The following is a 20,510-nucleotide window of genomic DNA, read 5'->3' as shown; positions in this document are numbered from 1 at the left end:
CTTCAATACCTCTCGTTATGGGCCAGTTCTTCGGCCTCGAATTCTTGTGATACGTATCCCGGATACAGGATCAGATCATCCGCATCCGGGCGGTTCTGTTCAGGATCATCGCGGGTTCGAATCCAGCTGGTATGACCCAGCTGCGTCGTTCCACCCAGCGAGGCGCGCGGCACCTCATCACCGGCCAGCACCAGATTGACCTCCCAATCTAAGGTGTCACCGGCATAGGTGCGGATAATTGCCTCCATCCGTTCCTGAGAAACGCCGCCGGGGAGCAGGCGTTTGTAATCTTCCAGCGACAGTGGCCCGATGCGAATACGGAACTTGGCCGCGCGTGACCAGACGCGGTTGCCGATGCTGGTCGATTGCCCCAATCGCGCGGGCGAGCCGAGCTGCCAAGTGTCGTCCGGCTCCAACTCCAACCACGAGCCGACGAATTGCTGCACATGCGATTCGACCCCGAAATAGTCCGACAGGATCGCGATCATGCCTTCGACCGTTTTCGTCCCTGACCCGAGATGCCCCGCAAAGAAACGGCGCAGCATGTCTGGCATCGCATCGCGGTCGCTATAATCCGCACCCTTGAACCCGGCCAAAGCCGCCACGCGCTGTTCAAACGGATCATCGCCCCGGTCAAAGCTGGGGGCAGGCTCTGCAGCGGCCCAGGCACGATAGAGCAGACTCATCATCCGGTGGGTCAGCATATCGGCAAAGGCCACGAAAGTCGGGTCGCGGTGGTTGCGCTGCCGGTCGCGGGCGAACTCAGTCAGGTGAAGGGGCAGAGGGCCTTGCGGACCGAAAAACCCAAAGAACAGGTTGTTGAGTTTGCCCGGTGCGCCGTCGGTCGCCGGTTCAAACCGCGTCAGCGTGTTGGGCGGAAAGGCCAGTGAGACATCCTGCCCCAAACGCACGCGATCCTCGCGCGGGCGGCGCGATTCACCCAGGCGCGGCGCATCTGCATAATGCGCTTCGATCACCCTTAACGCCTGAAAGACATGATGCCTTTCAGGATCAGCCGCCAGCGCGGCCAGCAGGCTCAGATGATCCTGCCCAGTCCGGCCGCTGGTCGCCATCTGGCAATCTCTCCTCGTCGTTCGGTTTTCAGCACGGTTTCCGTGAAGCTGTTGATCGTGGTGTATTTGCGGAAGAACCGCTCGAGCACCGCGCCCAGCACATAGACGCTGGTGCCTTCGTAGAAACTTTCGTCGAATCCCAGCGTGATCTCTAACCCGCGCACTGCCGTGCTTAGGACCTCGTCGCTCATCCGGCGGACGATGGGGCGACTAGAGACTGAGACCACACCTTCAAGCTGTTTCTCGGTCACGCGGTTGCCGAGCGGTGCATAGATGCCGAGCAACTCGCGCAAAGCGCCCGCCCCGCCTTCTTTCCCGTCGCCTGCAATGGACAGGTAGTTGAGGCTGAGGTGGCTGATCAGCTTCCACGCAGCATCACCCTGCGCCAAGGTCGCGTGTGGGCGCGTGGGTGTGACCGGCGTCCGGATTGTCTTTACCGGACCACCGTCAGGCAGGTGGAAGACGTCATCGCCGCCTGCGGCCAGCAAGAGGGGCAAATCGCGGTTGGAGCACAGCGCCTCAACCGCCAATTGCTCCAACGATCCGGGATAGGGCGCTTGTGCCCGGTCGACCAATGTCAGGTAGACCTCGGACCCCAGATATGAGGTCCGCACGCCCCGCAACCGTTCCTTTTCATTACGCTGCCGCATCCGGCGTTTGATCGTGTAATAAGCCGAGTGATTGTCGCCCGCAGCCGTCAGATCGGTGTCGCTATAGAAGGGGCGGAAAGGAATATCCCCCTCTTCATCGGATTGAATCCCGGTGACACGTTCAATCCCAAAAATCTCATAGTCGAGACCCGCTGTACGGTTGGGCACCACGTGATGCTGCATGTCCATCTGGGTGATATGCACCCGATCGCAGCGGCGGTGGAACAGGTTCACCGCGGGCACCGCGTTCAGGGCAAAGGCCGCAGGGGTCACGGCGGGGGCGACATCGCGCACCCCGTCCTGCAACAGAATGTAGATATCCACATCCGTGCCCGCCGATTTTTCGAGCGCGGGTCGCAGGCCGGTCAGTTCCACAAAGAGGAACCGTTCCGGCATCGCAAAATATTCCTGCAGTAGGCGATAACCGTCGAAGGACTGGCGCGGGGTTGGCAACAGGGCCTCATCTGCCTCAAACCCTTTGGGCACCACATCCGCAGTCGTTAGCCGAGTGGTCCAATCCGCGCGGCGGTCCGTCGAGCGGCCCGTCAGCCCAACACATTGGGTGGCCAGCAGTTCATGCAGGGCCCAAGCCTTGCCGCTCTGGGTATCCAGATGCATCACAAGGCTGTCCATTCCCAGTTCGGCCATCGGCTCACCGTCGGTGCGGTTCAAACGCAGGCGAATACCGGCGCGCGCGTCGGTGTCGCGCGCCACCCCGGCAGCCACCAGCTCTCCCCGGCCGTCAATGTACTCGGCTTCGGTGATTTCAATCGGCCAGAGGGTGAGGTCCGAGGACGTGGTGAACTCACACGCAGTTTGTTCGCCCTCGGCCAGGCGCGCGCGCAAAGTGGTGCCACGCGGGATCGGGTAGCCTTCTTTCAGGGCGGCATTCCCGACGTCGGGCTCCATCTGTGCCACCATCATCGACGGTGTCGGGGCCAGGTAATGCGGATAGACAATCTCGAGCAGGTTCGAGGTGAAGGTCGGGAACTGCATGTCCAGTTCCAGCTGAACCCGAGCCGCCAGAAACGCGCTACCTTCGAGCAGACGTTCGACATAGGGGTCGACAACCTCGATCCCCTCCATCCCTAAGCGAGAAGCGATCTTGGGATAGGCATTCGCAAACTCGGCCCCCATTTCACGCAGGAAGGCCAGTTCGGTTTCGTAGTGTTTCAGAAGCCGTGTATCCATCGCGCCTAGCTCCGCTCGATCGAGACTTCGCCGGTGGTCACGTCGACCCGGCTGCGCAGATACAATTCCAAGGGCATGGGCTGCGCCCACATCACCGCGCGGATGTCATAGTCCACATGCATTTCGCCCGATTGCTTTTCCGAGCGCAATTCGACCGCGACCGAGCCTTTCACAATACGAGGTTCAAACACCTCAATGGAATCCGCTATGGATTTCTGAATGCGCTGGGCCTGACGCAGGGTTGAGAACGAGCCCGAGGTCTGCCGGATGCCGTAGTTCAGGACCGACTTCGATGCGTAAGGATAGACATCCTCATCAATCAGATCGGATTGATCGGTGGTGTTGAGCAACATGGACAGATCGCGCTGAATGATCTCGCGCAGGCGCCCGACGTCAATCACGCGGGAATCCCGCCCCTCTTTCAACTGATCCGGCGCGTCATCCGTCAACCGATCCAGAAGCGAGGGTTGCAGGCGTTCGGCAAGGGTCTTCTCAGCCATCTCCCGCCGTTTCCCCGGCACCGGTCGCCACGTCCAGAACCAGTTCGCGAATGTCCAGAAGCGCGATGTCGGACTTATCTGTCGTCAGCAAACGCTGGCCCAGCCCGACAAAAGTTTCGCCGCCGGCATCGACCCAGGTGGTCGCCCGCGCCAGACGGGCGGCATCATCGCCCTGCTCAGTCGAACCGGCATAACGTGTTGGGATCAGGGCGGCGAGTTCTCCTCCGCTGGCAACGGTCAGTGTGCAGGCTGTCCAGACCGCGTCACGCAGGTCGCTGGGCGGTTCGATGTCGATCCGCACGATCTGGGAAAAGGGCAGCCAGAAATAGCGGCCGTTCACAATCGCTTCGAGGACCGGCCCCAGCCGCATATCGGCATCAGCGATCCATTCAAAAGCTTCGCCATTGACCGTGCCGGATGTTGTCGGCGCTGCATCGAACGCTTTTGCGCGTAACTCGGCGGCCTGGTCGAAATGTCCGCCAGCTGTCAGTTTCTGTGCCTCGATCAGATGGGCCAGCCACTCTTCTGGCTCACCAAAAATCATCGGGGTCTTTTCCCCGGCAAAGACTTTTTCGCGATAGACTTCGCAAATGATGGCCTCGCGGTAGGTTTTGGCCATCATCGTGGCCGCTTCATCCATCTCCGCGCTCAGTTTCAACTGGGTGATCGCGCGTTTCCAGTCGCCCATTACACAGAGCAGCTGAAACAGAAAAATCCGCAGCTTGGCGTCTGCGGGATTGGCACGGACTTTATCTTGCAGAGTGGCCAATGTGGCCGCCAGATCGCCTGATTTAAGATGCTCTTCCGGCGTCATGTAACCCTCGCGCAGTCAGGATGGAAAAAGTGCAAAAGCCCCGGCGGCAAATGCCACCGGGACCTGTAGTTGTTTGAAACCTTAGCTGACGTCGCCGGTTTCCAGGTTCCACAGGAACTCGTTGCAATCGCTGAGCTTGCCGGTTTTGAAGTCGGCGATCTTGTATTTGACCGAGATGCCACGATACGCGACGGTCCAGGTTTCCGACGGGATCGAGTCTTCGCCGCCATCGACCGAGTAGCTGTCCACGATTGCGTCACGCAGCTTGATGATCAGATAAGGCTCCATGCCTTTCTTTTCGTCGTCGCCAGACCGGCACATATGGATGAGCATTTCCGAGTTCGACTTGCCCGACGCGACATAAGTCATGATCTTGGCAGACGCTTTGCTGAGTTCGGTGTTCAGGGTCACTTTGCCGAAGTTCGCGTTGGCATAGCCGCGCTGCGTGGTGCCCATGTCGGACATGTCCAGCGTCCGCTCAACCTCCCACGAGATCGACTTAACCGCGATCCAATCTTTGTGCTGTTTTTCCCGTGCTTCGCCCGGGAAGTCCATCTGTACAAATACGTTTTCCATTTTAGCCTTCCTCTTTTCTAGTTTCTAAACCCGGTTTACCGGAGGGTCGTAACGACGGCAGTGAAACACATCACATGCCGCCAATTTTTTTTGACCTTTATCCAGCTTTTTCGGACGGAAGTTTCGATACGAGACGCAGAGAGACCGACAGGCCTTCCAGCTGATAGTGCGGGCGCAGGAAGAATTTGGACGTGTAGTAGCCCGGATTGCCTTCGACATCTTCCACAACCACTTCGGCCGAGGCCAAAGGCTTACGTGCTTTTTCCGCTTCGGCCGAAATATCGGCGTTGAAGTCCACGTATTGGTTGATCCAGCCCTGCAGCCACGACTCCATATCCTGACGGCTTTTGAACGAGCCAACTTTGTCACGCACCATGCATTTCAGGTAATGCGCGAATCGGCAGGTCGCGAACAGATAGGGCAAGCGCGCAGCCAGGTTGGCGTTCGCGGTTGCATCCGCATCATCATATTCCGCCGGCTTGTGCAGCGATTGCGCGCCGATGAAGGTCGCCGAATCGCTATTCTTGCGGTGGATCAGAGGCATCATGCCGTTTTTAGCCAGTTCCGCCTCGCGACGGTCCGAGATCGCGATCTCGGTCGGGCATTTCATGTCCACGCCGCCATCGTCAGTTGGGAAGGTATGCGCGGGCAGGCCCTCGACCGTACCGCCGCTTTCCACGCCACGAATGCGCGAACACCAGCCATATTCCTTGAAGGACCGGTTGATGTTCACCGCCATACCATAAGCCGCGTTGACCCAGTTATATTTGTCACTGGTTGCACCGCTGGTGTCTTCTTCGAACGCGAATTCCTCAACCGGTTCGGTTTTCGAGCCATAAGGCAGACGACCGAGGAAGCGCGGCATTGCCAGACCGACGTATTTCGCATCTTCACTGTCGCGCAGCGACCGCCATGCGGCATACTCCGGTGTCTGGAAGATCTTGGTCAGATCGCGCGGGTTGGCCAGTTCCGACCAGCTGTCCATCTGGAACAGGCTGGGCTTGGCCCCGGTAATCAGAGGTGCATGCGCGGCAGCGGCGATCTTGGACATCTCGCCCAGCAGCTCAATATCCTGCGGGCTGTGGTCGAAGTGATAATCCGCCACCAGCGAGCCATAGGGCTCACCACCAAACTGGCCGAACTCTTCTTCATAGAGCTTTTTGAAAATGGGCGACTGATCCCATGCAGTTCCTTTGAACTTGCGCAGGGTCTTGTGCATGTCCTTCTTCGAGATGTTCATCACTCGGATTTTCAACATCTCGTCGGTTTCGGTGTTGTTCACCAGATAATGCAGACCACGCCACGCGCTTTCCATCTGCTGGAAATCTTCGTGATGCAGGATCAGGTTGACCTGTTCGGTCAGTTTCTTGTCGATCTCGGCGATGATACCTTCGATCGACCGCAAAGCGTCGTCCGAGATCAGGCCGGTATTGGCCAGCGCCTGTTCGGCCAGCGTCTTGACTGCGCTTTCAACAGCGGTTTTCGCCTGATCCGACTTGGGGCGGAACTCTTTCGTCAGCAGAGCCTCGAATTCAGAGGACCCAAACGCGGTTGCGCCTTCGGCGGCTTCTACCTTGGCTTCTTCTTCGGCCATCTTTTACTCCTCCTCGGCGGCGTCAGCGCCGGGTTTGGGCTGGGCTGCCAGTGTCTTCAGCAGCGACGGATCCTGCATGATTTTCGAAATCAGATCCTCGGCCCCGGTTTTACCATCCATATATGTCATCAAGTTGGACAGCTGGGTGCGCGCATCCAGCAATTCCTTGAGCGGCTCAACCTTCGCGGCAATCGCGGCGGGGCTGAAATCATCCATGCTCTCGAACGTGATGTCGACGGCCAGATTGCCTTCGCCCGTCAAGGTGTTCGGCACGGTAAAGGCCGCGCGCGGCGCCATCGACTTCATCCGGTCGTCGAAATTGTCGACGTCAATTTCCAGGAACTTGCGGTCGGCCACGGCGGGCTGCTCGACCTCGGATTTCCCGGCAAGGTCGCTCATGACGCCCATGACAAAGGGCAACTGGACCTTCTTTTCGGCACCATAGAGTTCAACATCATATTCGATCTGAACCCTCGGAGCCCTGTTCCGGGCTATAAATTTTTGTGAACTGTCAGCCATCTGATGCTCCTCGATTCATCCATCAGTGTTTCTTTTCAATCCGGTGTTCGGCTTGCGCCCAAACGGATCAATAATCGTCATCGTCGTCTTCTTTTATGCCGCCGATCTGGCGCACCTCGTCCAGACCCTCTTTTGCCATGTCTTCGATAATCGTAAGAAAATCGGCATTAACAAGGCGTTTGGCGCGTTCCAGCAGAATGGGTAGCGGACTGGAAGGTTCGCATCGCTCGTAGTAGTCCATGATGCGTTCGAGCATTCGGGTGACATCCTCGGGCGTGTTGATCGCCCCACCGCCGCCACCGCCCGACGCCATCGGCGCGGCCGGGGCACCCGATGGGCTACTTGGACTGTCATCGTCGCCGGAATCGTCTTCTTCGGCCTCGCCCACATCGGCATAGCTGGCCAACGCCTGCTTGATGCTTTTCAGCGCATCAGACAGAGGCGTCAGATCCGGACCTTCGCCGGGAGTTTTGTCACTGAAAACAGCATCGATTGCCTCGACATCGTCCAGAGCCGTGGACGCCGCATCGGCATTGGCCTCCAACACCTCGTCATCGGTGTCCTTGAACGCCGCGGCAACCCCGGTTGCATCCGGAGCGTCGTCCAGATCTGCGGGCATGTTGATGCGACCTTCGGCGACATCCAGATGGCGCAGGGTCATCCGACCGAACATGCGGCTGTCCGTCAAAGCGGTCCGACGCAAGGCGCGTACCATCCGATCTGACGAGGCCAGACCGCGCACCGCATTGATACGCATGGTGGCATCGCCGTCGTCTTCATCCAACTCGGGGTGGCAGGTATCCCAATTGTCTTCCAGCAGAGATTTCACATAGCCCACGGCTGAGGCAAAGGCGGGAAGGCCCTTTGTGTGCAAAACAGCCTCGGCCAGATAGATCGCGGCGCGAATGTCATGGCTTTTTTCCATGACGGCGAGGGCCTTTTCCTCGACATCGCGCCAGTCCTGTTCTTCGGCCGCAACGACCTCATCGCCCATCTGACGCTCTTCGCCCGGCTGGGCCGCGATCTCAAGGTCCGTAAAGGCCGGATCGTATTCCAGATTTTCTCCGCTGGGGGGTTCGTCGTCTCTGGGCTCCAGATAAGATGAAAGGTCCATTTTATTCCCAATATCGTCCTGTTCGATCGCAGCTTGTTGTTCTTGTTGAATCGCTTACAGCAGCGCCTGCAATCTTGTGTATGAATTAGTTCACATGATGGCGAAACTCGCAAACACTTCCAGTTTCCTCCGCGGCTTGTGTGGTTAATCGGTCGCAATGCGCGGACCAAGTCGAGATCAATATACACATTTTCCCGACCCGCCGTACCGTTTGTTTACGCCAGGGCAAGTTCATTGTTCCACCGCGAGCGCGACCCACTGCAAAAATATCTTCCCGCATGCGCCCTGTTTCTGCAATGTTCAGTGCTAAGACCCGCGACGCAAGACATCGGATGTGGGTTCAACGACCGGCAGCAGAGGTAGGAAGATGAGAAAATCGCTTTTCGGCGCAGTTGCGTTGACACTGATGGCCGCAACCGCGCAGGCCGATGAGGGCCGCCTTGGAATCGAGCTGAACAAATTCGAACCCGCCGAAAACGGCGGATGCCGCGCGTTCTTCCTGTTTCGCAACCAGACCGACAACAGTTTCGAAGAATTCGAGATGTCGCTGGCCATCCTCGACAGCAATGGTGTGATCGACCGGCTTCTGTCCATCGACGCGGCCCCCCTGCCCGTTCAACGCACCGTTCTGAAACTGTTCGAAATCCCCGAGATTGAATGCTCCAATATCTCGGAGGTGCTGCTGCATGACCTGCCGGCCTGCAGGCCCCAGAACGCCGAGCCTCTGGATTGCTTCCCGCTGCTGGCGCTAGGCAGCAAAACCTCAGCCAATCTGGCGCAATAGATCATGTTCGGGCTTGAGACACTGGGCGCAGGAGGCCCAATCATCGCAATTCTTGGCGCGTTGTCGCTGCTCTCTGTCACTTTGATCGTCATCAAAGCGATGCAACTGGCACCGGTTCGGTCCGGAGGAGGCGCGAGGGACACAGCACTAGTGCAGTGGTCCAAGGGCGACAAGCAGGCGGCACAGGCCGCCATCGCTGCGGGGAAATCTCCGGCTGATCGCGTCTGCGCCTATGCCATGCAGGCGCTGAACGACGGGTTCAAGGGACCCGCCTTGATGGCCGAACTTACACGTCGCGGCAATCAGGAATTCGCTGCCATGAACACATGGATTCGCGTGCTGGAGCTGATCGCAATGATCTCGCCCCTGCTTGGCCTGTTGGGAACTGTGACCGGTATGATCCAGTCGTTTCAGGAGCTGGAGCTGGCGCAAGGCGCGGCCAATGCCTCGGTCCTTGCGGGCGGAATCTGGCAAGCCTTGCTGACCACCGCCGCCGGCCTGTTGGTTGCCATCCCCGCCGCTGTCGGGGCATCGCTGCTATCGGGCCGCGCAGAAGCGGGCGCTCAGGCGATTGAGAACGCGGTCGGGCATTTGATGGTGATCGAGGAACGCGGCACGCAGTAAGGGTTCACACATGTCCGCCGAGCTTAGCCTGAACAGACGCAGACCGACACGGCCCCTGATCTCGCTGGTGCCGATGATCGACGTGATGCTGATCCTGCTGGTGTTCTTCATGGTGACCTCGACCTATCTGAACCTCGACATGATCCCGGCATTGGCTCAATCGGATCGCCCTGCGTCCTCAGGCACCTCGGGTGAGCCCGCCAGCGCCGTGGTGATCCGTATCGGAGGCGACGGCGCGCCCTATTTCCGCGGGCAAGCGCTGACCTCTGAGGACCTTGAGGCGCTGTTGTCCGATAGAATAGCCCAGGCCCCGGCAACTCCGGTGATCGTTCTACCAACCGGCAGCGCTCGCATGCAGGCGCTGGTCACCGTCATGGACGTCGTCACCCGCGCAGGCGTGACCAATATGCGCGTCGTCCGGTTGGAGGCGCGCCCATGAGGATCACCCGCCCGGCCCCACGCCAACACCCCGAAACCATCATCGCCCTGATAGATGTCGTCTTTTTCCTACTGGTCTTCTTCATGCTCATCGGACGCATGGACGCCACCGCGCCATTCGACGTGACCCCGCCGGTGTCGCAATCCGGAGCGGATATGCCAGCGGGAGGATTGACCCTGTCGGTCAGCGCCGATGGTCAATTGGCCCTGGACGGCGCAGAGCTTCCGGCGGATCAGATCGCGCTATCGGTCGAGGAGGCGCTGTCCGAACAGCCCGACCTGCTGCTCCGCATCAACGCCCATCAGGATGCCGCCCTACGAGAGGTCTTGCCCTTGATCGTCACGTTCGAGGCGATGGGCGCGCGGGATGTGGTGCTGGTCGTTACACCTCCGGGTCCGGTCCGGTGACGCGCACTCCTTTGATATGGGGCGTCGCGCTGTTCTGCTCGGTCACAATTCACGCCGTGGCAGCGGTCGTTCTGCTTTGGTCTACTGAGCCTGAACCCGTGATCGAGCAGCCCGTACCGGAAACACGGATGCAGCTTTCCGCGCATCAGGTGAAACAAAGCACCGCCGCGCAAGCGCAGCCGGATACAGCGGCGACCTCAACCGAAGAAACCAGCGGCGCGCGGCTGGCCCAAGGTGCTATTCCGCAATCCTCGGCCCCAGAGATTACCGCGAATGCCCTAAGCCTAAGTGCCAGCGACCAGGTGGCCAACCAAACGCAGGCTTTGGCGGCCGTTCCGGACAAGCCGCAACCTGTCGTTGCCGAACAGGCGGTTCCGGTAACTCTGGCCTCGGCCGAGTTGCCGGTAACCACGTTGACTTCTAACCTTGCTCCGACGGACTCGGTGGCGTTGACCCAACCTTCTTTTGATGCCGCTCAGGCCGTGCAGGCGCGGCCCGTCGCTTTGACCCAAACCCAACCGGACGTCCCAAAGGCCAAGGCGGCCGATGTGTTTTCGGCAACCGGCGATTCCCCGATTGATCCCGTAAGCCTCGCCGCCTTTCAAAGTTTCACGCGCCCCGAAGATGCGGGTGAGGCGGCTGAAGACCTGCGTGATGGCATAGACGGTCTGCTGGCCCAGGTACCCTGTTCACGCCTTCAGGTGCAGTTCCTTCCAGAAACAAATACCCTCGAACTGATCGGTCATATCCCAGAAAACGGCCTTCGCGGGCCTGTCCTTTCGGCGCTTCAGGCGCAGATGGGAGCCAATATTCAGGTCACCGACAATCTGCTGATCCTTCCCCGACCCCAATGCGGCGCGCTTAGCGGGATCGTCGATGTGGGCTTGCCACAATCGACCGACCAGATCACCAACCCCCTGCTGGTGGGCGATGATATTCACACGCGGGAGTTTCGCTACGCCTCAGGTCAGCAACTGGTCCTTGATCTGACCGGAGCCGACTACGACGCCTATATCTATGTCGACTATTTCGACGCCGACGGTCAGGTCATACATCTCAGCCCAAACGCATCGGTCCCGCTTGCCAGAACGCCCGCCAAATCTGCATTCAAAATTGGCGCTGAGAAACAAGGCGATCCCGGCCTTTTCATCACCATCGGCCCTCCATACGGACAAGAAATCGCAGTGGCCTTTGCAGCGTCGACCCCGCTCTTTGACGAGGAAAGACCCTTGATCGAGCCGGCAGGACCTTACCTTGAGTTCCTCAAGGATCGAGTCGCCGACGCCCGCGCCAACGACCCGGAATTCAAAGGCGAATGGGTCTATTTTTTCATAACCACGTCCGAATAGGTCAGCCGCGGGCTACCAATCGACCCTTTCATAGGCCTCCGTCTCTATACTCGTTATCTCGGCGTGTGATGGCGAGATAACGTCTTCATTCAGAACATCGTCTGTGTCGTTTTGCGCAGCGTCGGATGAATCAGCATCCCAAGATGCTACATCCCCGTTGCCCGAGGCATTCGCAAAAAACGCGAATTCATCCGGCGCATCGAGTTTCGTAAGCGCATCAACATCTCCAACCTCCATCGAAAACGCGGTTGTCGATGTCACCGGCGCGCCGTTAAAGCCGGTATCCGAGATCACGATCTGGCCTTCAATTGCGCCCTCGAACCCCGGTGGTGGCGAGATTTCAAGGTAGCCAATATCCCAGCCGCTCACATCAACCGGCCCCCCATCCGACATCAACGCGGCCTCTGCGCCTACAATCAGGCTGTTGGCTGGCAACCCCTCAATTGCCACATCCGCCTGATCGCTGGCACCCGTCAGGTCAATGCCAAGCGCCAAGGTCCCATTTTCCTCAATCGCCAACCCTGGATCCGCCTGGACTAGGGCGCGGCCCTCTGTATCAGGGCCATCCCATTCCAGTTTTAGACCCGCATGCCCGTAGTTTTCGAAATACCTAACCTCGATATCATGGATGCCCGGGTCGAGCTCGATCTGACCGGCTCGGGTCCTATAGGCGTGGAGACCATCATTCTCGATCACCTCGACACCATTGACGAATAATACGACGCCATCATCGCCTCCGGCAAAGAACGTGTATGTACCGCCTTCTTCGACCGAAATGCGCCCCTCCAAGCGGGCGCCGAATGTGTCTTTTGATCCGCCTTCCCAAAACGAGTCAGCGCTGTTTTTGTAGTTAATTTCAGACACGATTTCCTGATGTGCCGGGTCGGCGCTCCAATCAATGTCGTCCAATTTCGACAACCTACTTTCCGCATCGAAGTAACTGGCCTGAAATCCTCCAATCACTTGCGCAGTCGGGGCAAAAACCTGCGCCGGGTGAACCTCGAATGACACTGTCTGGACAGCATCTTGGCTACCACCTAATTCGGTTGGAGTGGAGGAACGTACCCCCACATCAATAGGGCCCGAGAAATCGAATGGAGGCTCTATGGTCAGCAAGTCCCCCTGCCAACCTTCCATTTCCAACGTGCCGTCCGGCCCTGCAACATGGGTCTGACCATCCACTTCAACCTGCGTTCCGGGCGGCAATCCATCCAAGGCAAACAGGATATCGTCGCCAATTTCCAAAGCCGCTGAGTCGATATCGAAGGCCAGCGGAGTCCCCGCCACTACCTGCGCCTGGGCGACATCCGGGGCCGAAACAAGCTGTCGACCGTCAAGGCCGGGGCCATCCCATTCCAGTTTTAAGCCTGCGTGGCCAAAATTCTCGAAATAGCGCACTTCAATCGAATGCGCTCCCGGTTCGAGGTCAATCTGACCTGATCGGGTTTGGTAGCCATGCAGACCATCGTTGTCGATGACCGGCACGCCATCAACTAGCAGCATAGCACTATCGTCCGCACCAAGATGGAAGGAGAAAGTCCCGCCCTCCGAAACCTGTACCGTTCCGGTGACCTCAACGCCGAACGTGTTTCGCGACCCGCCTTCCCAAAAGGACCCGCGGCTGATTTCGTAGTTAACCTCCGTCGTGACCTCCTGATGCGTTGCAGGGGCGTCCCAATTCACATCCTCAAGTCGCGTCACGCTGTGGCCGGCATCGAAATATTTGGCGTGAAACCCGGTGCCAATCGACATATCGGGCCTGTCTGCAATAGAGATCGAAAGTGTCTCGGTCGTGCTTAACCCGCCTTCGTCGATGACAGTCACGTCAATGGTCAAGGCCTCAGCCTCACTGCGATCAAGCGCAACATTTGGTTTCAGACGCAACTGCCCCTCGATCACTTCAAACCTATCGTCTGAGACTTCGACCCGGTGAGTGTCACCGTGATCAGGATCGTCGAACCGGATCTGACCAATCACGGCACCCGCGACATGTTCAGCCACGGTCAACTGCGCTTCGGTCAGAGTGATATTGTCGACCAATGCGCCATAAGAGTCATTCTGGTCTTCGGCCTCACGCAGGTCCAGCTTGTCTTGCCCTGTACCGACAACCTGTAGTTGGAACGTCTCCCAATCCGACGATTTGGGATCAAGTTCTGCAACCAGAGTGTCGTTCCAATACACCTCAACCGTATCGGTGCCATTCGCAAGGCGCTCGCGCAGGTCGAGGCCCAGATCATAGAGCTGCCCCTCTTGCGTCTGCACAACCTGAGAGATGCTATCCATGCCCCAGCCATGGTCCATCTCCATTACCTGATCACCGTCCGAGGCCTGCAGCCCTCCTAGGCGGTCCCAAATCTCGATCCCGTTGGCATCGGTCCAGGCACCGGATTGATCATCGTCAAACCCCCTCCACCGGCCCTGAGCAAGCTCGAATTCCTCAAAGCTGCCGTTCCGGATCAGGTTTTCTGTTCCGTTTTGAACAGTCAGATCAATCGGCGCTTCGTTGATATCCTGAACCGATATCGAGAAGGTTTCGGTGACGCTCAAACCTCCGGCGTCGGTCGCTTTGATACTGATTTCAATGTGATTTTCACCCTCGTGGTTCAACGAGGTACCCGGTCGCAAGCGCAATTGCCCGTCCGAGATTTCAAAGCGTTCATCCGAGATCTCAAAACGGTGGGTGTCATTCAGATCAGGGTCCACGACAGAAATGTTTCCGACCGTCGCCCCCATCGCGTTTTCGGCTAGGGTTGTGTTGTCCAAAGACACAGTTTCCGGGCCTTCGTTCACATCTGCAACGTCGATTGTGAAACGCTCAGTCAAGCTCAACCCGCCCTCATCCGTAGCGGTGACATCCACCTCTACGCTGCTTGCGTCTTCATGGTCGAGCGCAACGCCGGGTTTCAATCGCAACTGACCGTCGAGGATTTCGAATCGAGGATCAGACACCTCAAACTGATGCGGCCCATCCGAATCCGGATCGAACACCGTAATGGTCCCGACCACCGCGCCTTCATCGTTCTCTGATAGGCTTGAGCCATCGAGCATGACATCCTTGGGGGCTTGGTTTTGTTCTTCCAGTGGCTGAGGGGGCAAAGCCGCAGGAATTGTCGGAGGGGTGGGCGCGTTCGGCTCGACCGCAGGCGCAATTTCAGGCAACTCCGCCGATACATCGGCAGTAGGAAGCGGTCCGACAGTTGTTTCAGCAGAGGAGACCCTCTCTTGGTGATCCGATTGCCCACTTTCGCCAGATGGGCTCGTATTTAAGGGCGACCCAGCCCGTGCGACAACGCTTTGCGGTACGCTTGCTTTGCCTGTTTCAACACCTTCTTCAACCACCGTTTTCTCAGCGAAATTGACACCCGCCGAAGGTGCTCCGCCACTGGTCTGAGCTTCATCCAGCACCCCTTGCGCCTGTTCGCCGGTATGCAGAGTACTCCTGGTCGGGTCCTCAGCCGAACTTGCAGGTGCCCGTGAAAGATTTTCTGCAATATCCTGCTTTTCGCTTTGCTCAGACTTCGCGGAATTCGCTTGAAAATTCAGATTAATGTCCGGCTTTTTCATCGCAAAACCCCGATTTACCTACTGACGATTCCCAAAAAACCAGTAGCACGTGGAGATTTCTCAAAAGTTACTGAAATACATGCAATTTTTTCTAAACTCAGCGCATCCTGTGACCTGATGTTTACACGTTCTTAAACGCCGCGACCCCAGACCTAGGGGGCAAATAAACGGGCGTTAACACATGAAAGCGAACAGGTCGGTCAAGCGCAGCACAAGGCTGCGGATGGGTATTCCGCTTCTGGCGGCGTCGCTTTCCCTGAACATCTTGTCCCTTTTGGCGCCTATCACCATTCTGCTGATCTTCGACCGTATCATCCCCTTTCAATCGACCGAGACGTTGCGCCTCCTGACCTGGGCACTGGTGGTCTGTGTAGGGCTTGAGTTTGCATTGCGTTGGGCGCGTTCTGTTCTGTTGACAACCGGGGCCGAAGAGAGTGCCGTCGCCCGCCAACGCCAATTTCTGGAACAGGTATTGAACGCAAATCCGATCCGCTTCGCTCAGGACACCGCCAGCACCTATTTCGATCGCTACATGGCGATCAGCCAACTGCGAGAACACCAATCAGGTCAGAGCCAGACGCTCGTCATTGATCTGCCATTTACGATCCTGTTCGCCCTCATGATCGGCTTGATCGGAGGGTGGTTGGTTCTGGTTCCCATTGCCGCGCTCTGTATCGTTTTAGTGATTGCGGTTGTGATGAAGCATCAGCAATGGTCCCTGTTTGAGCGTCGCAAGGCACTGGATACCCGCCGCTATGCGTTCCTCTCGGCCCTGATGTCCAGCCTGTCCACGGTCAAAGCCAACCGGATGGAACCTCAGATGGCCCGAAGGTTTGAGTTGCTTGAAGACCAGACTGTCGACGTCAGCCGCAAGCTGATCCTGTTCTCGGGTTTTGCGCAGAGTTTTGGCGCTGTTTTCGGGCAGATCATGGTCGCGGCAATGGGCTTGTTGGGGGCCTATCTCGTCATTCAGAACATGATCGGAATTGCCGAATTGGCGGCCTGTATGCTTTTGAATGGTCGTATCATTCAGCCTTTGACCAAGGTCATGGCGATATGGGTTCAGTCAGAAAGCGTCGCTTTATCCCGGCGGAAACTGCGCGAAATGGACAGTATCTCGCGGCAACCGCCAAGCTGGGCTACGCACAAAAAACTGAAAGGTGATTTGCGGGTCGAAGGGCTATGCCTGCCTCACCCGCAAAACAAACAGGCCCCCAGTCGCCCTGTGAGTTTTCACGTGCCAGCTGGCACTGGGATACTGATAGAAGCGGAAGAAAGCTGGATGGTCGGTGCCTTCTTCGCGACCATTTTGGGCAACCAAAAGCCCAATGCTGGCTCGTGCCTGATAGATGAGGCTGCAACAACCGAACGGCCCGCCCTTGTAGGTCGGGGCGGAATAGTGGCGCTGGAGCGCGACCCTGCGATCCTTTCAGCAACCTTGCTGGACAATCTGACCGCGTTTGGCGGCGCCGAAACGGCTGAACATGCCAAACAGATCGCTGCCACGCTTGGTTTGGAGCAGCGTGTTCACCGGCTGCCAGAAGGCTACAATACCCAGCTGGGCAAGGGGTCGAGTTTTGAAAGCGATCCGGTCAACCGACAACTGATCGCGCTGACCCGAGCCCTTGCTTTACGCCCTCGGATGTTACTGATGAATGAACCCTCGTCTGTTCTGGACGCACCTGAGCGTCAGGCCTTGGCAACCTGTTTGAAAACGCTTTCGCCGCGCCCCACTCTGGTGATCGCAAGCCCCGACCCCCGGTTGCACCAGCTGACGGATCAATCCGCCCAGCTGGGCAACATCCGGACCTCCGATCTGCTTCAATGGCAAGAGGATGCCTATCGAGACACTGATGAAGCGTGCCGCATGAAAAGAGGTGCCGCATGACCACTTTGACGATTGAAAACACCACTCAGCTTTTCCAGTCGCTCCTGCAGGCAAGTGGTTGGAAACATGACCGAGACAGCCTGATCGAAGCGTTTCCACACTTTTCCCAACGCCTGCAGCCGGGGGACATCAAACAAACCCTGGAAAATCTCGGAATACCATTCGCACAAGTCAGGTGTCGGATGCACGAGATCGCGGCCTCGGACTGTCCTGCCTTGGTCGTACCCGATCATGGGCCAGCCTTTCTCGCGCTTAACAGCAAAGGCGCGCATGTACTGGTTGATGATGCAAAGGCGGAAAATCCGCGGTTTCAAAAGCTTCCGCGTCACCGGTGCACCCTGTTTCGGATCGATCGTTTTGCCTTTAACCGAACCACGAAAACGCAGATCACCGTATCACAGGCCTTTCGCGACCTCCGCCCGATCCTGCCGGGTCTTTTGTTTGTCTCCCTGCTCAGCAACATTTTGGGCCTTTTCACCCCGCTGCTCATGATGGCAGTATACGACCGGATCATCCCGTCGGGATCTGTTGACATGCTGCTGTCACTGGCCGTTGGGGTCGCCGTCGTCGCGGCGACGGACATGGGCTTTCGCCACATGCGCACGCGCTCGCTGACATATATTGGCTGGCGCGGCGAACAAAAGCTGATGACAGCCTTGTTCCGAAAACTGATGTCCCTGCCACTGGGCCAAATGCAAAGCTCAGGCGTGAACCAACACCTGTCCCGGTTCCGCCAGTTCGAGGCCCTCCGAGAGATGTTTACCGCGCAGATGATTACCACGCTTCTGGACCTACCCTTTGCCTTACTGTTCCTCGCCGTTCTGCTCTATCTTGCGCCAAGCGTTGGGCTTTGGACATTTGGCTTGGCGGTGGCTTTGGCAATAGTGGGATTGATCACGATCCCACGTCAAAAACAGCTCGAAAGGAAAGCCGCACGGGGCGCCTCACTCAGCCAGCTGGCGGTACAAGACGCAATCGTCCATCAAGGCGCCTTCGCAAATCTCGGCATGCAAACGCCTTGGCTCCAACGCTGCATGCCTTTGATCGAAACCAGTGAGGAAAGCACAAAGCGCGCTCGGCAATTTCAAGCACTTGCGCAGTCATTGGGGCAAACAATTGCGGCCGTAGCCACAACCGGTGCAATTATATTGTGCGCCCATGCCGCGATGTCCGGAGCTTTGAGTTTTGGCGCTCTGATCGCCTCAATCGCCTTGGTGTCAAAGATCTTCGGACCCATTCAGGCGCTGTATACCGGATTTCCGCAGCTTATGTCTTTCCAGGCCAGCCGCAGCCAGGCAGACCGGGTGCTGTTCCTGCCGCAAGAGATGGAGCTTGGCCTCGGCTGGTCCCACCAAAAAGCGCTGAACGGTTCCATCGTGTTTTCTTCGGTTACATACCGCCCGGATCCACTCCGCCCTCCGATCCTGTCGCAAGTCAGTCTGGCATTTAAGCCGGGCGAAGTCGTGGTTGTCCTGAGCAGCGACACAGCCGCGCGTGCCGCCATTCTGGATCTAATCGATGGTCTGGCCTCCCCGATTGGGGGAACGATCGAGCACGACGGGATCGACATCCGCCAAATCGCGCGGGACGAGCTGCGCGAATCGGTCACCTACGCGACTTACGAGAAATCACTGTTCTATGGCACAGTTGCGCAGAATTTCCGTTTGGCCGCGCCGTCCATTTCCGACATGGGAATTCAAGCCTCGCTGGATCGGATGGGCTTACGACAAGGGCACAGTATGCTGCCAGACGGTGCGCAGACGCGCCTTTCCGATGAAGCCCTTTCGCAAATGCCAGATGAGATTTTGAAATCTCTCACCCTCGCACGTAGCATGGCACGACCAGCCTCGGTCTACCTGTTCTCGGAACCGACAAACGGACTGAACGACACCCGCCGTCAAGCGTTCAAAACATGGGTCAAGGATAAGGCCGGGGGCCACACTGTGATCATCGCGACCGCAGATCGTTCGTTTCTGAACATCGCCGATCGATTCATCTATCTCAACGCGGGCCAGGTTGCTGTGAACGACACCGGAGAAGTCGGGCGCAAGAAGATGTGGGCCGCCCTGAAAACGCTTGGAGCTTGAAGATGGTTTTCCGAACACATTCCGCAAACCGAGAAGGACTGCTTGACCGCAGCGCTCGACGAAAGCGTGCCCGCGCGCCTCGGCTCGCGGCGTTTCTCGCGCTTGCTATCACCGGTTTTCTTGCCAGTCTGATCGCTTTGTCATGGAGGACCGATGTCCCACAGATCACACGCGCGCCGGGCACCATCGTTCCCATGGGCCACTATGTTCAGATTGAAACCATGGAAGGCGGGATTGTCCGTTCAGTCCATGTGCAGGACGGTCAAACTGTGGAAATCGGTGATGTTCTTGTCCAGTTGCACCACCCGGAACTGACACAAGAGATGGAGGTCCTGTCCGCGCAAGCCTCCTCTGTCGCGCGGGATCTAGGAAATGCAAAGGCCGTGCTTGCCATGCTTGAAGGCGATGCTCCGCAGAGGTCCACCCAGATACAAACGCTTAGAAATTCAGGTCTGACGACGGCTGCAGCCCGTATTGAACTATTCCTGGAAAGCCAGAAAGTTCAGCGTGTTTCGATTGAGCAGCAAACCAAGACATTGCAAATCCTTGAAGGCGCCGCAGAGTTCGCGCGCCAAAGGGTCACAAAGAAAGAGCAGGTTCTGGATCGCTACGCGAAGCTGCAAACGCAGGGCCTTAAGTCTCTCAGCGATTTTCTGGAAGAAGAAGACGAAGTCGACGCCATGCGCGCCTTTGCCGAAGACGCTCGTGTGCGCGTTGCTGAGGCGCGCAACGCTTTAACCCTTGCAAAAGCGGCGCTCGCGGAAGAGGCCCTGACACTGAGAGAGGACGTGCTAACCCGCATCAACGCACTGGAACATGAACATCATCAGTTGCAGACCTCGCAGAAACTTTTGGAAACTAGGCTTGCCGACCTGCGCCTGATTGCTCCGGTGCGTGGTGTGATACAGTCGGTGGCCTCACCCAATCCGGGAGAGGTTATTGCCCCCGGCGAAACGCTTTATGAGCTGCTTCCGACCCGGCAGACCCTGATGGTCGAGGCGCGCATTCCCAATTCCGACGTGGGGCATGTGGCTCTAGAACACCCGGTGGCGATCAGCGTCGATACATTCGATGCCCGCCGCTTTGGCAAGGTCGAGGCGCGGTTGCAGTCGGTGCATCCTCTGCCCATGACCGACGAGAAAACGGGCGAGACCTATTTTCGGGCCTCCTTCGTCCTGGCTGGCTCAACAATCGGCATCGGCGCGTTCAACCGTCCGCTGCAGGCGGGTATGACCGTTGTGGCCGAGATGACAACGGGTGAGCAGACACTTCTCAGCTATTTGTTGAAACCGGTCCAACTGACCTTGGAACGCGCCTTTAATGAAAGGTAAGGCGCT

The 20,510-nt window shown here is 57.8% G+C and carries 17 protein-coding genes; 8 read left to right on the top strand and 9 right to left on the bottom strand.

Going from position 1 to position 20,510, the window contains the following annotated elements; translation table 11 throughout:
• Positions 1 to 2: 2 nt before the first annotated feature.
• The 8 genes from tssG to tssA all read right to left on the bottom strand — a co-directional run bounded on the left by tssG (position 3) and on the right by tssA (position 8,031).
• Positions 3 to 1,073: a type VI secretion system baseplate subunit TssG gene (tssG, locus tag ACRZ95_RS11330; protein WP_170675846.1), complete on the bottom strand. Its 1,071-nt coding sequence runs from the start codon at positions 1,071 to 1,073 to the stop codon at positions 3 to 5.
• Positions 1,037 to 2,914 carry a type VI secretion system baseplate subunit TssF gene (tssF, locus tag ACRZ95_RS11325; RefSeq protein ID WP_170675847.1) on the bottom strand — a complete coding sequence of 626 codons (1,878 nt, stop codon included), beginning with the start codon at positions 2,912 to 2,914 and terminating at the stop codon, positions 1,037 to 1,039. The genes tssG and tssF overlap by 37 nt, the downstream gene beginning before the upstream one ends.
• Before the next feature lie 5 nt (positions 2,915 to 2,919).
• Complete coding sequence (gene tssE / locus ACRZ95_RS11320; protein ID WP_170378426.1) at positions 2,920 to 3,414, bottom strand: type VI secretion system baseplate subunit TssE; 495 nt, start codon at positions 3,412 to 3,414, stop codon at positions 2,920 to 2,922.
• On the bottom strand, positions 3,407 to 4,228 hold the full coding sequence (locus ACRZ95_RS11315; protein ID WP_170549421.1) for a type VI secretion system accessory protein TagJ: 822 nt from the start codon (positions 4,226 to 4,228) through the stop codon (positions 3,407 to 3,409). The genes tssE and ACRZ95_RS11315 overlap by 8 nt, the downstream gene beginning before the upstream one ends.
• 81 nt (positions 4,229 to 4,309) lie before the next feature.
• A complete protein-coding gene (locus ACRZ95_RS11310; RefSeq protein WP_170378430.1) occupies positions 4,310 to 4,804 on the bottom strand; it encodes an Hcp family type VI secretion system effector in 495 nt (164 codons plus the stop codon).
• Between the two features lie 97 nt (positions 4,805 to 4,901).
• A complete protein-coding gene (gene tssC / locus ACRZ95_RS11305; protein WP_170378432.1) occupies positions 4,902 to 6,398 on the bottom strand; it encodes a type VI secretion system contractile sheath large subunit in 1,497 nt (498 codons plus the stop codon).
• A gap of 3 nt (positions 6,399 to 6,401) precedes the next feature.
• The gene (tssB, locus tag ACRZ95_RS11300) at positions 6,402 to 6,917 is read right to left on the bottom strand and encodes a type VI secretion system contractile sheath small subunit (protein WP_170378441.1); all 516 of its coding nucleotides are present in this window, start codon (positions 6,915 to 6,917) and stop codon (positions 6,402 to 6,404) included.
• A gap of 67 nt (positions 6,918 to 6,984) precedes the next feature.
• Positions 6,985 to 8,031, bottom strand: coding sequence for a type VI secretion system protein TssA (gene tssA, locus ACRZ95_RS11295; protein WP_170467426.1), 1,047 nt, complete (start codon positions 8,029 to 8,031; stop codon positions 6,985 to 6,987).
• Positions 8,032 to 8,398: 367 nt separating this feature from the next.
• Between tssA and ACRZ95_RS11290 the strand changes: the two genes are divergently transcribed.
• The 5 genes from ACRZ95_RS11290 to ACRZ95_RS11270 are packed head-to-tail and all read left to right on the top strand — an operon-like array spanning position 8,399 to position 11,634.
• A complete protein-coding gene (locus ACRZ95_RS11290) occupies positions 8,399 to 8,815 on the top strand; it encodes a hypothetical protein (protein WP_170675848.1) in 417 nt (138 codons plus the stop codon).
• A gap of 3 nt (positions 8,816 to 8,818) precedes the next feature.
• Complete coding sequence (locus tag ACRZ95_RS11285) at positions 8,819 to 9,439, top strand: MotA/TolQ/ExbB proton channel family protein (protein WP_170675849.1); 621 nt, start codon at positions 8,819 to 8,821, stop codon at positions 9,437 to 9,439.
• Between the two features lie 10 nt (positions 9,440 to 9,449).
• Positions 9,450 to 9,878, top strand: coding sequence for an ExbD/TolR family protein (locus tag ACRZ95_RS11280; protein ID WP_170666650.1), 429 nt, complete (start codon positions 9,450 to 9,452; stop codon positions 9,876 to 9,878).
• On the top strand, positions 9,875 to 10,285 hold the full coding sequence (locus ACRZ95_RS11275; protein ID WP_170675850.1) for an ExbD/TolR family protein: 411 nt from the start codon (positions 9,875 to 9,877) through the stop codon (positions 10,283 to 10,285). Before ACRZ95_RS11280 ends, ACRZ95_RS11275 begins: the two co-directional genes overlap by 4 nt.
• On the top strand, positions 10,282 to 11,634 hold the full coding sequence (locus tag ACRZ95_RS11270; RefSeq protein ID WP_170675851.1) for a DUF4384 domain-containing protein: 1,353 nt from the start codon (positions 10,282 to 10,284) through the stop codon (positions 11,632 to 11,634). Before ACRZ95_RS11275 ends, ACRZ95_RS11270 begins: the two co-directional genes overlap by 4 nt.
• Before the next feature lie 12 nt (positions 11,635 to 11,646).
• On the opposite strand, the gene ACRZ95_RS11265 is transcribed toward ACRZ95_RS11270, so the two are convergent.
• Positions 11,647 to 15,039: a PA14 domain-containing protein gene (locus tag ACRZ95_RS11265; RefSeq protein ID WP_480554952.1), complete on the bottom strand. Its 3,393-nt coding sequence runs from the start codon at positions 15,037 to 15,039 to the stop codon at positions 11,647 to 11,649.
• Positions 15,040 to 15,379: 340 nt separating this feature from the next.
• Between ACRZ95_RS11265 and ACRZ95_RS11260 the strand changes: the two genes are divergently transcribed.
• From ACRZ95_RS11260 to ACRZ95_RS11250, 3 genes are read left to right on the top strand one after another with little or no spacing between them, the layout of a single operon-like run.
• Positions 15,380 to 17,086, top strand: coding sequence for an ABC transporter transmembrane domain-containing protein (locus ACRZ95_RS11260; RefSeq protein ID WP_170675853.1), 1,707 nt, complete (start codon positions 15,380 to 15,382; stop codon positions 17,084 to 17,086).
• The gene (locus ACRZ95_RS11255) at positions 17,083 to 19,173 is read left to right on the top strand and encodes an ABC transporter transmembrane domain-containing protein (RefSeq protein WP_170675854.1); all 2,091 of its coding nucleotides are present in this window, start codon (positions 17,083 to 17,085) and stop codon (positions 19,171 to 19,173) included. The genes ACRZ95_RS11260 and ACRZ95_RS11255 overlap by 4 nt, the downstream gene beginning before the upstream one ends.
• A 2-nt stretch (positions 19,174 to 19,175) precedes the next feature.
• Positions 19,176 to 20,504: an HlyD family type I secretion periplasmic adaptor subunit gene (locus ACRZ95_RS11250; RefSeq protein ID WP_170675855.1), complete on the top strand. Its 1,329-nt coding sequence runs from the start codon at positions 19,176 to 19,178 to the stop codon at positions 20,502 to 20,504.
• Positions 20,505 to 20,510: the final 6 nt, after the last annotated feature.

The sequence above is a fragment of the Ruegeria sp. AI3 genome (assembly GCF_056541245.1).
Note: the sequence above shows the minus strand (reverse complement) of the source record. Positions and strands in the feature narration are given on the sequence as shown.

What these genes read in the sequence shown, in the direction of transcription:
- tssC (WP_170378432.1), bottom strand. Translation starts at nt 6,398, where the DNA reads ATGGCCGAAGAAGAAGCCAAGGTAGAAGCCGCCGAAGGCGCAACCGCG.
- ACRZ95_RS11255 (WP_170675854.1), top strand. Translation starts at nt 17,083, where the DNA reads ATGACCACTTTGACGATTGAAAACACCACTCAGCTTTTCCAGTCGCTC.
- ACRZ95_RS11280 (WP_170666650.1), top strand. Translation starts at nt 9,450, where the DNA reads ATGTCCGCCGAGCTTAGCCTGAACAGACGCAGACCGACACGGCCCCTG.
- tssF (WP_170675847.1), bottom strand. Translation starts at nt 2,914, where the DNA reads ATGGATACACGGCTTCTGAAACACTACGAAACCGAACTGGCCTTCCTG.
- tssE (WP_170378426.1), bottom strand. Translation starts at nt 3,414, where the DNA reads ATGGCTGAGAAGACCCTTGCCGAACGCCTGCAACCCTCGCTTCTGGAT.
- ACRZ95_RS11250 (WP_170675855.1), top strand. Translation starts at nt 19,176, where the DNA reads ATGGTTTTCCGAACACATTCCGCAAACCGAGAAGGACTGCTTGACCGC.
- ACRZ95_RS11290 (WP_170675848.1), top strand. Translation starts at nt 8,399, where the DNA reads ATGAGAAAATCGCTTTTCGGCGCAGTTGCGTTGACACTGATGGCCGCA.
- tssA (WP_170467426.1), bottom strand. Translation starts at nt 8,031, where the DNA reads ATGGACCTTTCATCTTATCTGGAGCCCAGAGACGACGAACCCCCCAGC.
- ACRZ95_RS11275 (WP_170675850.1), top strand. Translation starts at nt 9,875, where the DNA reads ATGAGGATCACCCGCCCGGCCCCACGCCAACACCCCGAAACCATCATC.
- ACRZ95_RS11285 (WP_170675849.1), top strand. Translation starts at nt 8,819, where the DNA reads ATGTTCGGGCTTGAGACACTGGGCGCAGGAGGCCCAATCATCGCAATT.
- ACRZ95_RS11310 (WP_170378430.1), bottom strand. Translation starts at nt 4,804, where the DNA reads ATGGAAAACGTATTTGTACAGATGGACTTCCCGGGCGAAGCACGGGAA.
- tssG (WP_170675846.1), bottom strand. Translation starts at nt 1,073, where the DNA reads ATGGCGACCAGCGGCCGGACTGGGCAGGATCATCTGAGCCTGCTGGCC.
- ACRZ95_RS11315 (WP_170549421.1), bottom strand. Translation starts at nt 4,228, where the DNA reads ATGACGCCGGAAGAGCATCTTAAATCAGGCGATCTGGCGGCCACATTG.
- tssB (WP_170378441.1), bottom strand. Translation starts at nt 6,917, where the DNA reads ATGGCTGACAGTTCACAAAAATTTATAGCCCGGAACAGGGCTCCGAGG.
- ACRZ95_RS11260 (WP_170675853.1), top strand. Translation starts at nt 15,380, where the DNA reads ATGAAAGCGAACAGGTCGGTCAAGCGCAGCACAAGGCTGCGGATGGGT.